Raw genomic sequence first — 15,286 nt, forward strand, 5'->3', positions numbered from 1 at the left:
CAGCGGCCACCCTTGCCAGACCAAGGAATGGTCCGCGTAACGTGTTCCTTGTGGCTTCAAGCAGCAAGCGTATAACTCACGTCAATGCATTCAAACGATCCACTAACCCACTCAGACGAAGAGTCGGTGTGCATATCGCATTGCCCAATATCGTATCGCTACAATACAGAGTTAAACGCTGGCGGGCGCGAGTGATCGCGGTATAAACCAATTCGCGCGTTAAGACCGGCATAAAAGTATTCGGTAATACCAGGGCGGTATGTTCAAACTCCGATCCTTGCGACTTATGAACTGTCATGGCATAAGCCGTTTCATGGCTGGGAAGACGGCTGGGTTGCACCGATTTTATGTTGCCATCCGGCAACTGGAAATGCACCCGTAGCTCTCCTTCATCGTCATATAACGCGATACCAATATCGCCATTAAAAAGACCTAACGCACTGTCATTAAGCCCGATCATCACCGGCCGACCGGCATACCAACGCCCAGATGGACCAGGTGCACGCTCAATTAACCTCTTGCGATGCAACAACTGCTCAATACGCTCATTCAAGCCACTGACGCCAAATGGCCCACTTCGCAATGCACACAACAATTGATAACGACCAAATGCCGCCAGCACATCCCCAGCATGCGCACCTGTAGCTGCCAATTGGAGGTAATGCTGATAGCCCGCAACGCAATCCTCCAGCAACCGTTGGTAGTCATCTGAATCCGTCAGAGAAAAATGTTCAATATCTGAATAGGCCCCCTTTAATACTGATAATGCATCCCGATACTTGCCTGCATTAACCGCTAAAGCGAGCTGCCCGATACCCGATTTCTCATCAAACCGATAGCTCTTACGCAATAAACACAAGCTATCACGCACATTGACCGTATCCGTAGAGACTGCTCCAATCGGTATATTTCCGGCCAATGTGCATCCTGTCAGCCGTGCTAACTGTTCTGCACGAGCCTTGCTATAACCCAACTCAGCAAAGCGACAAATATCCCCCAATACCGCCCCGGCCTCAACCGAAGCTAACTGATCTCGGTCCCCGAGGAAAATGACTTGAGCTTTAGCGGGCAAAGCGGCAATTAGCCGCGCCATCATGGGTAAATCCACCATAGACGCTTCATCTACCACCAGCACATCAAGATTTAGTGGATTACCTCGGTGATAACGCAAACGTTGACTGTTTGGTTGAGCACCTAATAAACGGTGCAGAGTGGATGCTTGATCTGGGAATAACTTGCGCTCGGCATCTGTAAGTGTGAGTTGGCGGATGGCATTCCCCAATGACTCAGTCAGCCGCGCAGCGGCTTTACCCGTTGGGGCAGCAAGCTGGATACGTAAACGCTGCCCTTGGCTAAGCTGTATCAGCGCAGTTAATAGCTTGGCTACTGTGGTGGTTTTCCCCGTTCCCGGCCCACCAGAAATCACCGAGATACGGCGAGTAGCGGCTACTGCGGCGGCCACCTTTTGCCAGTCAATCTCCGTGTCTGACCGACCAAATAGGCGGTCCAGTGTCTCTGTTAATAGGCTTTCGTTAATCCCCCTGGCCTCATTAACGAATAAAGCGGTATTGTCACTGGCAATAAACCGCACCACATCACCTTCGTACTGCCACATCCGTTGGAGATACAAACGTTCATTTTGCAACACCAACGGCGTTGGCAATGAGCCATCACTGACCGCTGGAGAATTATTTAATCCTTGTATCCAACGCGACAGCTCTGGAGCACCAGCAGCCAGCCATAATGCTTGAGATAACCCAGCCTGCCGCCCACCAAACAGTTGTTCTGGTTGCAGATAACTTAATGGCAGGCACACATGCCCGGCTCCCGCCTCGGCGCTGAGAATAGCCGCCGCCAATTGCAGCATAGGGTCATCATCCCCTGCAATCATGCGAGAAAATTGAACATCCAGAGGGCGTAGTAAGTGGTCACGAACCGCTTGGTCCAGTAGAACCATCATCTTGATGAATCCTCATCTGCCTGAGCTGTACCACTTTCATGACCTGAAAGTAGAACGACCTCATTGCCACTGAATAAACAATCCATTCCTTCAATCAGCTCCTGTTCAGGGCGACAACTAAAGATACCGTTACCCGGATGTTGTTTATCGACACCACGCAAGAAGAGATAAATGACACCCCCGAAGTCCCGTTGATAGTCATAATCGCCCAAGCGATGACGTAAATAGCGGTGTAAAGCCAAGGTATAAAGCTGATATTGCAGATCATAACGATGCTCAGCCATCGCTTGGGCCATCAATTGTGCGGTATAAGCACTACTGTCTTCCCCCAGCCAGTTAGATTTGTAATCTAATAAGTAATACTTACCCTGCCAGCAGAAAACCAAGTCAATAAAGCCCTTAAGCATCCCTCTGACTTGCTGAAAATCTAACACCGGACACTGACGTGAGAGCGGGTCATAATGCTTGATTAAGGCATCTAATTGATTAGCGCGTAACAAAGTATCGATAGGCAAATAAAACTGTAATTCCGCCTGCTTACTCTCCGGCGTCAATCCTGCCAGAGTTACGCCTGCATCGTTAAGGGGGACGTGCATAATGTCACTTAGCCATTGATACAACATTGGCGACCATTGTTCACCAAAGCCCTGTTGCTGTAGTTGCTGCGCCAGCCAGTCTGGCTCAATAGGTTGGCTAAAATCTAATGGCTCAAGTAAATCATGCAGGAAAGTCCCCGGTGCCGCCCCCCGCGGGAAGGTATGGGGCGTTAAATCGGCTGCGGTGATGAGTGCCTGCTCACCGACGGCATCACTATCTAGCCGTGGCAATAGCTCCTGTAAAGGGAGATTCAGAACCTGCGATTTGGCACCATGCTGCTGTAGGCCGGAATAACTGGTAACCCGCCAAAAGTCGTGCATTTGTCGGTTAAACTGGCGCGCGGCGAGTTCTGGCAAAACTTCAGGCCGTGGCTGCCAAGCTGTAGCGTCAGGACGTTCCGCCAGTGAGACCGAAATATCACCGCCCGAAAATGTGGTTAGCTCCGCCAACTTATCCGCCAGATATTGCGCGTCGCCAGCTTGTCCATGTTGAACCAAATAGCCTAAAGCGCTAAGGTGCATGTCGCTTTCGCCCTGTTTTTTCCGCCCGCCTTTAATCAGCGGCGCAATACCGATACTACAATGATAAACCGCGCGGGTCAGCGCAACGTAGAGTAACCGTAAGTCTTCTGCCAACCGCTCTTCTTCCGCCAAAGCCTGGCTCTCTTCATCAGCATTCAGATCAAGCAGAGCCTCAAAGCTATGACGATCGTGATATAGCACGTCCTGCTGCTGACGGAAATTGCCGACAAAAGGGAGCCAAACCAACGGATACTCCAACCCTTTTGATTTATGAATTGTAATCACCTGTACCAAATGGCGATCACTTTCCAAACGCAATTGTTGATTATCTGACTGATGATTTGGTTGTGCTATTTGTTGTGCCAGCCAACGGATTAGTGCGTGCTCACTATCAAGCTGTGATGCGGCCTCTTGTAATAACTCTCCCAAATGCAGTAAGTCTGTCAGCCGACGCTCCCCACCAGGGGTCGCCAACAAGTTTTCAGCTAAATGGCGCTGTGCCATTATTTCCCGCAGCATAGGAAGCACACCACGGCGCTGCCAATGTTGGCGATAGCCATCGAATTCATCGACCAGAGAATCCCAAGCCCGTTCATCGTGATTCAATGCATCCAGCATCTGTGCATCCAACCCTAGCATCCCGGTAGCCATCGCACTGCGTAAGGCTCTTTCCTGCTCAGGGGCCAATGCAGCTTGCAATAACCACAATAGATCTTTGGCTTCTGCAGTATCAAAAACACTGTCGCGATTGGATAAGTAAACTGATGGAATAGCTAAGGCACTCAGTGCATCTCGAACCAGCGCAGCCTCTGCCCGGCTACGAACCAAAATAGTAATATCAGATGCCTGAACCGGCCTTGAGCCTGTCGTTGTCACTAATTGCGCCAGCCCATTCTGCCCATCCACCAGCCAGTCACGGATTTGACTGGCACACTGCCTGGCCATCAATTGCTGGTATTCACTAACCCCAACCCCTTCACCCGGTTGCAGCCAAAAAGAGATGGCTGGCTGTTTTTTCCCTTTAATTTCAAAAGATAGACAGCTATTTTTTTCAGCCGCCGCCACCTTGATAAAGGGGATTTGTTCAAACAGAAAAGGAACCTCAACCGCACTAAAAAGCCTGTTTACTGATTGAACCATCGGGAAAGAGGAACGCCAATTGGTCTCTAACGTGTAGTGGGCACTTACTTCTGAACGAGCACGAATATAGGTAAAGATATCTGCGCCACGGAAAGCATAAATAGCCTGTTTAGGGTCGCCAATCAGTAATAAACCACACTCACCTTGGTTACCATAAAGCGTGTGGAAAATACGGTATTGCTGAGGATCGGTATCCTGAAACTCATCAATCATTGCAACTGGATAACGGGTACGAATAGATTGAGCTAACAACTCACCACCTGGCTGCTGTAATGCCACATCCAATTTACTGAGCAAGTCATCAAAACCCAATTCTGCCCGCTGCCGTTTCTCCTGCTGGACGGAAGTTCGTATCTCGCTAATTGCACGGGCTAAAATCAAATCTCTTAGTGTCAAAGGTTGTTCGAAGATGCGGTCTATCGCACTGAACACCGAGTGTTGGGGGATCGCACCTTTTTTGGTTTTCTCAGATAATATCGATTGGCGAAACTTTTCCAGCTCTTTAGGTAACTGATAATCACCGGTTTCCTGCTCTGCCCATATAGCGACCTTTTCTAGCCAGTTAGGTAAGTATCGGCTGCTGTAGCTGCGCTTATCAACGCCAGATGCACTAATTAAAGCTTCCAACTCATGAGCCACCGCACGCCATTGCGCTTTGACAGTATCAATTTGCACAACTATTTGCTGATGCCGACTGAGTATCGTTTCATCATCACTAGGTGCTTGCCGAAATTTTGGTGTTTCACCTTGTAAATAAGCAGCAAGGTCTTTGAGCAATGCCTCCGGCCCGCTCCATTCCTGGCTGACTGCGCGTGCAACAGCCAATGGAAGCGGATAGCAGTGACGCCGCCAAAAATCGGCACAGGCCTGTCTGCGTAAGGGCTGTTCATCCTGAACCAATGTTTGTTCAAACAAGATGCCAGATTCAAAAGCATTGTTCGTCAGCATTCTCTGACAAAAACCGTGAATGGTATAAATTGCGGCTTCATCCATCTGACGCTCAGCAGTAAGTAACTGTGCTGCCGCCTCGCCCAGATCACTAATTTCAGTTAATAAAGCCTGATGCATTAGGTCATCACTGACTCCCCGTACGCAAGCAATACGCAACCCATGGATATTGTCGCGAATTCGCCCCCTCAACTCTTCAGTTGCCGCCTCAGTAAAGGTCACCACCAGGATTTCCTCTACTGTCAGGGGGCGACTGAATGCTGCCTCCCCTCCCAAACCAAGCAGCAATCGCAGATAAAGAACCCCAATGGTAAAAGTCTTACCAGTACCGGCAGAGGCTTCAATCAGCCTCTCACCGTATAAGGGGAGCGTCAGCGGCTCCAGCCGCTGGGGAGTCATTGATGTCATGGAGCTAATACCTTCTGCGGCAGGGTAGCCTGCAAGGCAGATGTTGTCGGATAGGTCGTCCATCCTTTAAGCACCGCATATCCGCCAGCCGTTTGCCCCTGACCTTTAACTTGAGAAAGCAGTGCCAGACCTTGCGGTTTAATAACCGCTTGCTGGAAGAAATCAGCTAATACAGTGCTATTAAGTTGCTTCACCTGAGCAATCATTTTTTCACGACTATCAAACGCAAAATTATTACGATTGAAATCATTACTGTAACGACTAGCCTCTTCATCCAGAGTTTGTGGTCGTTGCAGTAATTGGTTAATTAACCCTTGTTTATATTGTTCAAAATCAGCAGGTTTCATTTCACGCAGGCGCTTTTCTGCCTGTGGATAGAAAGCAAGATAGCGTTGATAAAGGTAATCAGGTTGCTTGCTGTTACTTTGCAGCAAGAACCCCAAGCCCCACTGGCGGCCAACCGACATCGGGAAGGCAAATACCGCATAGCCGAGCTGCTCTTCGGTTCGTAATTGATCATAGAACCACGGTTGAACAATTTGCCCCAGCAAAGCACTACGCGCCATACCATCAATTTCCGTATAGCCGGTTGGAACATAGACTGCCGCCAGCGCAGCATCAGAACTGCTGCCAAGCCGCTCCATATTGGCCAGTTGAGCCTTATCAACAACAACATCCTCGCCGGTCCACCAAGTGGTTCCCGTCAAAGCCAATTGTTTTCTCAACGATTCAGCCAGAGCGGTAACTTGCTGGGTGGTCATATTACCCACTGCCAATACTTCCAGCGCAGATTGCTTCAGCAAGCTATCACGATAAGTCAGCACATCTTGCACGCTGATAGTATCAAGCAATTTGCGCCGTTCGCTGCGTTCAGAATAAGGAACATGAGACAGCAATTTCGCTGGCTGAATCGCCAGTTCATAAGCTTTGCCTTTCTCAGCCACGTCCAACTGCTCGCGATACCAAGATTTAGCCTGCACTAATTGATCTTCTGTTGGCGTGAAGCTGGAATAACCTTCAACCAGCGTGGTTAGCAATTGTGGCATCCGCTGTGTGAAGCCATTAGCACTGACATATAAACCGTTGTTAGGGGCGGTTGAGAAGCTGATTCCGCCGATCGAAGCCTGATAGCTCAGTTCATCCAGTGAAAGGCCGGCCAGATAATCAGTCAGGGCGAAGAGTACCTGATGGCGGGCGGTATCCAACGCATGAGGATTGCGGAAAGCCAGCGCGATATCGGCTTTCGGTTCATCAGCAAAATACTGACTTGGCATGTAAAACACCCGTAACCCCGGTTGTTCCACAACATTCTGTGGCCGGATGATATTTTTATCTGCTTTGATCAGCGTAAAGTCATCTGGGATGTAGGGGTTAAGTGCCGGTAGGCTCAGAGTGATATTCTCCCCAAGTTGTTGCCAGTCTTTCATCTCTTGTGGGCTAATTTTATTGACCTGATAAGGGGCATCAACAAAATAGGCCACTTTATTGTGAGGCTCTTCAGGGCTGACAAACCAGATCCGCGCATTCTCTGGCGTCATTTCAGCCAACCGGGCAGCAATGGCTTTGGGATCATAATGATCCGCCAGATAGGGCGCATCAAGCACATGTGCGACAGGTACTCGCAACATCATATCCACCAGCCACTCGATGTAATCCATATCCCGCGTGATTGAGGGATAACGGAAATCCAGATTTAAAACATGGGCTATCTCATCGAAATAGCTCTGTTTAATGCCGTCTTTTTGCAACATTTTGATGTAATCAAAGATAGCGGCCACCACGACGTCACGTTTGGCCAGACCTTTATCCGTAAGTGATACCGAAATAGAGAACACCCCACCATTACGGTCTACCATTGGGTCGGCACCGGCATTAATAGCATCTGCCAGCCCCTGTTTTTGTAGCCAGTCGGACAACGTATCTTTACTGCGATTACCAATCAAATAGCTAACATAGGTATCTGTTTTGCTGCGAAATTCTGCGCTATTGTTCTCAATGCGAAAGTCTATTTTTAACTGTTTACGTGGTTGGGCTGGAACATAATGAATAATAATACCGGTTTGGTCCGGTGTTACAGCAGGTACCGTGATTGGAGGAACTTTTGCCTCCCGATTCGGAATCCGGCCAAAGGTATCAGCCGCTAATTGTGCCAACTGCTCCAGAGACTGATTGCTATACAGCACCCCCACCATCAAATTGGCAGAATAGTAACGATGATAAAAACTCAGCAGCTCATCATGTAATTTGCCATCAGGCTTGTCTTTCAGCGTATCAAGATTACCCCCCGAAAAACGCGCACTAGGATGTGCTGGATTAAGCGTTTCAGCATTAACTTGCGCCATGCGCATCCCATCGCGCGAGCGGGCCATCGTCAATTCAGCATTGACCGCATTACGTTCACGATCAGCATTGATAGGGTCTAACAAAGGCTGTGCAATAGCATCGGCTAAACGCTCAACTGCCGGAGCTAATGCATCATTTTCAATTTCAAAATAAAAGGCGGTTCGATAAGAAGCCGTACTCGCATTATGGCTACCGCCATGCTTTTTCAGAAACTCGGCAAAACTGCCTGGTTCAGGAAAACGCGTAGAACCCATCAATAACATGTGTTCCAGATAATGAGCTAAGCCCAACTGGTTATTGGGATCTTCCAATGATCCGACAGGCAACGCCAGTGCTGCCAGGGATTTAGGTGCTTGCGCATCAGAAACTAGCAATACCGTCATACCATTAGGCAACTTTATTGCCTGATATTTACGCAGGTCATGTTCACTTTTGTGAATGGCTTCTGCCAGAGGTTGCCACGCAGGCGCAGCAGCCCAACTGAGAGGTGCCAGCAAACCTAATAAGAAAAATATACCCATGATGCGGGCAAACTGTTTATGCATTCCGTTTCTCCCCTAACCCCTTAAAAATTACCGCTTAAAGCCGCAGCCAACTTTCTGGTATTGATATGTATGAAAGCCTGGTTTGGCCATCAGCAGTTCTCACGCCTTATTATGGCGGGCAATCGGTAATAAATAACGTTCCGTTTCATGTAATATCTTGTCGAGATGTGGATTATCCATCAGGCGGAACACCCTTTGCACATAGCTATCCTCACCTTCACCTGCAACTCGCTGATCACCCTGCCAAACTTGTAAAAGTTTCATGCGGGCTTTAGTTTGTGTTTCTTCATCCCACAAAATCTGACCTGACTCGCGTTCAAAACACTGGCTCAGCCATGCCCAACCACTTTTGCTCAGCAATAACAGTGGTTCACACATTCCTTGCTGATACCCACTGATTAACTGTTGTAAATAGTGATGAGCCTCATCACGGACCAAAGAATCATAGCGCCATGCAGTTCCTTTGCGACCATACATCCGGCTTTGCCCCTCACCTCCACCAGCACAATAGACCAGATGTTCAATCCATAATAAGAGCCCGTCTATCGCCGTTAATGCCGCGGGACGCCAACGAATTAATCCATCTTCCTGAACCTGATGAATCCAACCTGTAAGGGTGATGTCACCCAATTCGATATTTAGTTCAATGCTATGATGCTCAAGGCGCTCGCTACGAATCTGTTCAGCTAATGGCACCATTTCCTCTTGCTGGCTTTCCCAATAAAGCTCACCGAACGATCCATAAGGCAGGCTACCGGCCGCTCGAGCTCGGGTAAACACGCTATTGATGTCTCCCTCATCTATCAACGCATTCAGTAACTGAGTATTAAACTGATAGCGGTTGAGGTTATCTAAAGTAAATGGCTCTTCATCAGGCAATTCTGTTTCTTCAATAACAAAATTCACTCCTAGCCGGAGCTGGAAGAATGCCCTCACAGGGTGGCGATAGAAACGGATTAACTCATCCAATGTAATTTCAGATAAAGATTCAGGCGATAATGGCTGATTAAACTCTGGATGCGGTCGCCCTTTGGACTCAGCAGAGGGTAGCCATTCAGCAGCGTAACTCTGTAACTCGCTATGCTGAATAAAATTTTCTGCCGCAAACGGCATCCGCGCATGCCAGCAGAGTAAGTGCTGAATCACCCGCTGAGCGCTCTCATCAGCATTGAGCATTTCGTCACCCGGTAAATGATAACTTTGTGAGATATATTCAATCAGTTCACTGACCAGCACTGATGGATAACGCTTACTGTTATCCTGGATAGAGCGCCCGATATAGCTGATATAGAGCTGTTGCTGAGCCGAAAGTAGCGCTTCGAGGAACAGATAGCGGTCATCGTCACGGCGGCTACGGTCACCACGGCGAACCTGCTTTGCCATCAAATCAAATCCCAGCGGCGGCAGCGTTCGTGGGTAAACGCCATCGTTCATCCCCAATAAGCAAACAACTTTAAATGGGATCGAGCGCATAGGCATTAGAGTACAGAAGTTGATTGGCCCGGCAAGGAAACGCTGGCTGATGCGCTCATTATCCAAGCGCGAAGCCAGTTCATCCCGTAACAGATTAAGTGGCACCACATCGGGATATTGGGCGGCAATACCGTAGCTGATAACCTTCTGCCACTGTTGTTCAATCAGCACCAACACCGCTTCAGTGTCATTATCGGGTTCAAAGAAGGTATCCAATAATTGGCGGCACAGGGGTAACCATTCGCTGAGTGCTCGGGGTTCACTTAATTGCTGCCGCCATTGGCTTAGTTGCATCAACATATCTGCCAATTGCCCAGCGAGTTCCGCAGCTAAGCCACTCGACTCATCATATGGCAGAACACCCTGCCAATCTCCGGCGGTGCTATCCATGGCATAACCCAGCAACATGCGGGTTATACCAAAGTGCCAGGTATGCTGACCCGTCGCGGGTAAGGAGAGTTCCCGTACATTGTCATCATCCAGCCCCCAACGAATACCCGATTCCCCCACCCATTGCCGTAAGCGGCGCAAGCCATCTTCAGTAATACCAAACTTACTGGCTAAAGCAGGGACCTCCAACAGCGCCAACACTTGCTCAGAGGTGAAACGGCTTTGAGGGAGGTCAAGTAAGGTAATAAAAGCCTGTAGCGCCGGATGGGCCTGACTGGCTTTACGGTCAGAAATCGCAAACGGCAGATAGCGGTTCCCTGTCGCATTACCAAATGTGGCCTGAATATAAGGGGTATAGCTGTCAATATCGGCAACCATCACAATGACATCGCGTGGAGTAAGTTCAGGATTAGTTGAGAATAAATTCAATAGGTTATCTTGCAAAACCTCAACTTCTCGCTGAGGACTATGGCAAACATGCAGGCTAAGAGATCGATCACTGAGATCTAATCGACGCTTTTGGTCGCTACGCGCTAAGGATTCTGCCGTGGTGCCAATAATTGCGTGGTCTTCCAGCTCCAACATATCGTGCTGAATACCATGTAGTAGATTATCAGGGTCAATATCGACAAAAGCGTGGACCTCTTGAATATCATCAACCTGAGATAATAAATACATATGATCCCGCCCGAGCCGCCCCCACGAGGCTAATAATGGGTTACTGAGTTCTTGTTCACCATTCGTATTAAAGAGCTGTTCAGCCTGCTCTGGCTGGTGGAACAGATTGACTTCAATTGATTCGCGATAATGTCTACGTTTGCGGCTTTGTAATTTAGCCAAAAAAGCATAATCCTGAATATCGCCCCAAAAATAGCGGCAAGGATTCGTAAACATCAGATGAATATCAATATGTTTACCCAGCGCTTGCAGGGCTTGTAAATAGATAGGAGGTAATGCCGATATGCCGCAAATAAATACCCGCTTGGGTAACCCAGCGGGGCAGACATCCGCTTCAAGCAGGGTGCGGATAAACCGCTGGTAGAGATTGGCACGGTGCCATTCGGGCTGTTCCAATTGGCGGGTATAATTGGTCAGTTCCACCCACAACTTGGCTTGCCACAGTTGAGCATCGTCCAGATTGTCAATGAGTTGGCCCTGTTCCCAACTGGCAAGCCATTCAGGACGATATACTAAATATTGGTCGAAAAGGTCAGCAACCCGTGCTGCAAGTTGATGGATTTTGCGCTTATCATTATCGTCACTTAAATAGCGTTTCATGGGAGAAAATACCGGGCTTTCCAGTAAATCTGGCAGCAACCACATAAGTTTCCATGTCATGGCGTCTTTGCTAAATGCGCTTTCTTTTGGGATTCCGGGCAAAACACGGGTAAACATATCCCAGATAAAGGTTGCGGGCAGCGGAAACTCAATATTAGCTGCAATACTAAATTGTTGTGCCAGTTGCATTTGTAACCATTGTGCCATTCCTGGGCTTTGAACTAGCACCACTTCTTGCTGGAAAGGGTTATCCAACGGCTCTCGTTCTATCAGCGCAGTCGTTAGCGCTTTGAGTAAATCTAATTGATTAGAATGATAAACCGTGAACATGATTACTCCCTTAAGGCACTATGGAAAATAGCCATAAGTGATTAAACCAGTTTATTATCACTTGTGGGTAAATCCTGAGGCTTAATACTCTAACTTGATAATGAATGAGCGCAATAGGTTATCTCTATTATAAGACCGATATAGTTGCTCATCTGTATACCTCGGCGGTTCATCAATCAGGATCCCCTTGTTTGTCGCCTCAGCAACGTCGCATCTATGGGGGATAACTATGCCGTTAGCCACTTCCATTCGTAGAGCAAAACCATCGGGTTAACTCTGCTGACAGGTTTTTCCGTACCGCAAGAGTGAAATTAAGCTCGGTGCATTCCCCTTCAATTCGGCTAATAGACTGACGATATAACCAGTTAGGCTTCATTCCCGATATAAATCCCCTATCAGGTCTATCCTCCCCTGCACTATCAATATGTTGATGAAGCAGAAACCATGCCTGACGCTGTTGCCACACAGAAGAGAAACCCTGTAAAAGAGCCTGATGGTATTGCAACAACCCCAGTAACGAGACAGAGAAAAACAGTGCCGCAATTAAGGCTTCAGGCAGGCTAAACCCTCGTTGGTTGCGAGGATGGTATTGGTCACTCCGTTTCATCAACAAGCACCTATTGCAGCATTTTAGTAATCGCAAAACTGTGCATCCTTATCAGGACAGAAATCCAACCAGCCATGAGCTGCCTTAACCAGTTGATAGTGACCCATATACCCTTTACCAATATTCAGCATGACCCGTTGATAAAGCATCAAGGGTGGCTGCGAACCGAGGGGGTAACTCTCCCCTCTGAGAATAAAAAAACCGCTTAGTGATGCTGGTTTAACACAGGCCTTTAAGCCATATTGCTGCTGAATGCAATACCATGTTGAACCTGCCCGCCATGGCAAACTGAATGACCAATCCTGACTTATCCCCCAGTTCAGTGATGATGTTGCCTGATTAAAAGCACGTAAATAGTGCTGTTCTTCAGATGTAATCTGTTGAATATTATCCAATTGACGGTGTAGTGCTGACAGCAGAAATAAACCAAGAGCGAAAAGTGTAGCGACGGCTGCCAATGTGCTGGTCCCCCGTTGATGATTCAGCTTCATAGATTGTTCCCGCGTATCGTATAAGTAAGCTGATGATGGATGACCGGATTACCTGTTTTTTGCCCCGCTAATTGCACCCGATAAATCTGATTTGATGTTTGCTGAGGTAACCGACTAATAGAAAAATGGGTTATCGTTATCTCTTGTGGATCAAGCAGCTTTTCCCACCCACTGCCAGCGCAATTCAGTTCACCACGTTGGCCCTCTAATGCTTTTTTACGCAGGCGGTAGCCAAAGTATTCGGACTCCTGATGTTTCTCCCCTTCCCATCGACCATTTCGATTGAGATCGTAAGCAACTATCAGACACGAATTTGTCGCTTCTGCGGGATAATGATGGGTTGTAACCGCTTTTCCCTGACACTCGCCATGGCAAAATCCTGCACGCCGCAGATCTTTTTCTAGCACAACCATAACCTGACTCAGTGCCAACTCCAGATAATAGCGCTGCTGCAAGGTTGATATTTGTTTGCGTAGCTTAGGGAAAACCTCTGCGGCACCAAGCATAATCAAACTACCAATGCTCAATGCCAACATCATTTCCGGTAGCGTAAAACCTGTTATACGTTTCCGCCCAGAACAGAGCGATGCTGGCATATTTTTGACCATTATTAGCATATATGAATACCTGACATTGGCTGGCCCTCACTACACAGTCTTAAGCGCCCTCTACTGGAAATAACTAACCGGATAGACCCTGCCGGGTTACTGAGCATGATATTTCCTGCCTGTGCCGTATTCCTCACACCAAAGAAGCCCATCTCTTTTTGCAATGAAGTCGCAATAGCGACATCTGGGTAAGGTGGAATAAACACGCCGTCGGTAAGTGCTGAACAGCGAGCCGTAGGTTTATCACCACTTCCCAGGCACCCCTGGCCATTCTGCTGTATCCACAGCAATTCTGTGTCATTGCGACGATTAGCCTGCGCTTGTAAGTGTGTTAAGAAGGCGAGTAACTGACGAGCACTGTCTGCGAGCCGTTCCCGCTGCCGGTAATGATGCCAACTTTGCGCCCCCCAAAGTGCTGTTATACCCACTAATACAATCACCAGCAGCAATTCAATCAGGCTGATACCTTTTTGTTTTTTAAGATAATTTCTACGAGTCAGGTAAGTTTTCGTTAATCTTATATTGGTGTCCATGGCGTAAGTTTACGTGGCTGAAATTTGAGGTCGAGTGACGAATTATCAGGGCTGGAAACGGTGCGCAAAATTTTATCTACGACGACATAAATGCAGAAAAGAGTGCGGCACAGCTCGCATTTTTATTGCAGGAAGGATGCTGGTAGCAAAGAAAAGGGTTTGACGAAAATATACCCAATAGCTTTCCAGATGCAGGGAGGCAACAAGCAGAGGCGAGGGCTGGATATGGAGATGGACCGAGTAAACAGGAGCAGCCACCCTGAAACTTGAAAGGTGACGGGTATAAAACCGGAGCCATTGCGACTCCGGTCTAAAGATTAGATAGCAATCGGTGCTTTAATTCCTGGGTGAGGATCGTACCCCTCAATTTCAAAATCCTCAAAACGGTAATCAAACAAAGAGTCAGGTTTCCGTTTGATAATCAGTTTCGGCAATGCCCGTGGCTCACGGCTTAATTGCAGATTTGTCTGCTCAATATGGTTGCTGTACAAGTGTGTATCCCCCCCTGTCCAGACAAAATCACCCACGTCCAAATCGCATTGCTGCGCCATCATATGCACCAGTAAAGCATAGCTGGCAATGTTAAATGGCAAGCCGAGGAATACATCACAAGAACGCTGATACAGTTGACAAGAAAGCTTGCCATCTGCCACGTAGAACTGGAAGAAAGCATGGCACGGCGCCAGTGCCATTTGCTCCAGTTCACCCACATTCCATGCTGAGACGATGATACGGCGTGAATCGGGATCCTGCTTAAGCTGTTTTACCACGTTGCTGAGTTGGTCAATCTTACGACCATCTGCAGCCCCCCAAGCCCGCCATTGCTTGCCGTAAACCGGGCCAAGGTCGCCGTTTTCGTCAGCCCATTCATCCCAGATTGAGACATTATTTTCCTTCAAATAGCCAATATTAGTATCGCCATTGAGGAACCATAACAGCTCATGGATGATGGAGCGCAAATGGCAGCGCTTAGTGGTTACCAGTGGGAAACCCTCTTGTAAATTGAAACGCATCTGATGCCCGAAAATCGACACAGTACCGGTACCGGTACGGTCAGCTTTTGGAGTGCCTTCTTCCAGCACTTTTTTCATCAAATCCAGATACTGTTTCATGT

General features: G+C 48.1%; 9 protein-coding genes. All 9 read right to left on the reverse strand.

The window, feature by feature from the left end:
* Positions 1-76: 76 nt before the first annotated feature.
* The 9 genes from recD to thyA all read right to left on the reverse strand — a co-directional run bounded on the left by recD (position 77) and on the right by thyA (position 15,284).
* Entirely contained in the window at positions 77-1,960 is a 1,884-nt protein-coding gene (gene recD / locus V1956_RS21105; protein WP_420074735.1) for an exodeoxyribonuclease V subunit alpha, read from the reverse strand.
* Positions 1,957-5,574: an exodeoxyribonuclease V subunit beta gene (gene recB, locus V1956_RS21110; RefSeq protein WP_442825837.1), complete on the reverse strand. Its 3,618-nt coding sequence runs from the start codon at positions 5,572-5,574 to the stop codon at positions 1,957-1,959. Before recB ends, recD begins: the two co-directional genes overlap by 4 nt.
* Entirely contained in the window at positions 5,571-8,462 is a 2,892-nt protein-coding gene (gene ptrA / locus V1956_RS21115; protein ID WP_372559784.1) for a pitrilysin, read from the reverse strand. Before ptrA ends, recB begins: the two co-directional genes overlap by 4 nt.
* Positions 8,463-8,561: 99 nt before the next feature.
* Positions 8,562-11,933 carry an exodeoxyribonuclease V subunit gamma gene (gene recC, locus V1956_RS21120; protein ID WP_442825620.1) on the reverse strand — a complete coding sequence of 1,124 codons (3,372 nt, stop codon included), beginning with the start codon at positions 11,931-11,933 and terminating at the stop codon, positions 8,562-8,564.
* Positions 11,934-12,168: 235 nt separating this feature from the next.
* The gene (locus V1956_RS21125) at positions 12,169-12,540 is read right to left on the reverse strand and encodes a prepilin-type N-terminal cleavage/methylation domain-containing protein (RefSeq protein WP_372559786.1); all 372 of its coding nucleotides are present in this window, start codon (positions 12,538-12,540) and stop codon (positions 12,169-12,171) included.
* A gap of 23 nt (positions 12,541-12,563) precedes the next feature.
* Positions 12,564-13,031, reverse strand: coding sequence for a YgdB family protein (locus tag V1956_RS21130; protein WP_372559787.1), 468 nt, complete (start codon positions 13,029-13,031; stop codon positions 12,564-12,566).
* Positions 13,028-13,648, reverse strand: a complete 621-nt coding sequence (locus V1956_RS21135; protein ID WP_420074734.1) for a prepilin peptidase-dependent protein — start codon at positions 13,646-13,648, stop codon at positions 13,028-13,030. The genes V1956_RS21130 and V1956_RS21135 overlap by 4 nt, the downstream gene beginning before the upstream one ends.
* Positions 13,642-14,172: a prepilin peptidase-dependent protein gene (locus tag V1956_RS21140; protein ID WP_372559789.1), complete on the reverse strand. Its 531-nt coding sequence runs from the start codon at positions 14,170-14,172 to the stop codon at positions 13,642-13,644. Before V1956_RS21140 ends, V1956_RS21135 begins: the two co-directional genes overlap by 7 nt.
* A gap of 317 nt (positions 14,173-14,489) precedes the next feature.
* The gene (gene thyA / locus V1956_RS21145) at positions 14,490-15,284 is read right to left on the reverse strand and encodes a thymidylate synthase (RefSeq protein ID WP_442825621.1); all 795 of its coding nucleotides are present in this window, start codon (positions 15,282-15,284) and stop codon (positions 14,490-14,492) included.
* Positions 15,285-15,286: the final 2 nt, after the last annotated feature.

The organism is Yersinia sp. 2540 StPb PI (assembly GCF_052217165.1).
Taxonomy (GTDB): domain Bacteria; phylum Pseudomonadota; class Gammaproteobacteria; order Enterobacterales; family Enterobacteriaceae; genus Yersinia; species Yersinia enterocolitica_E.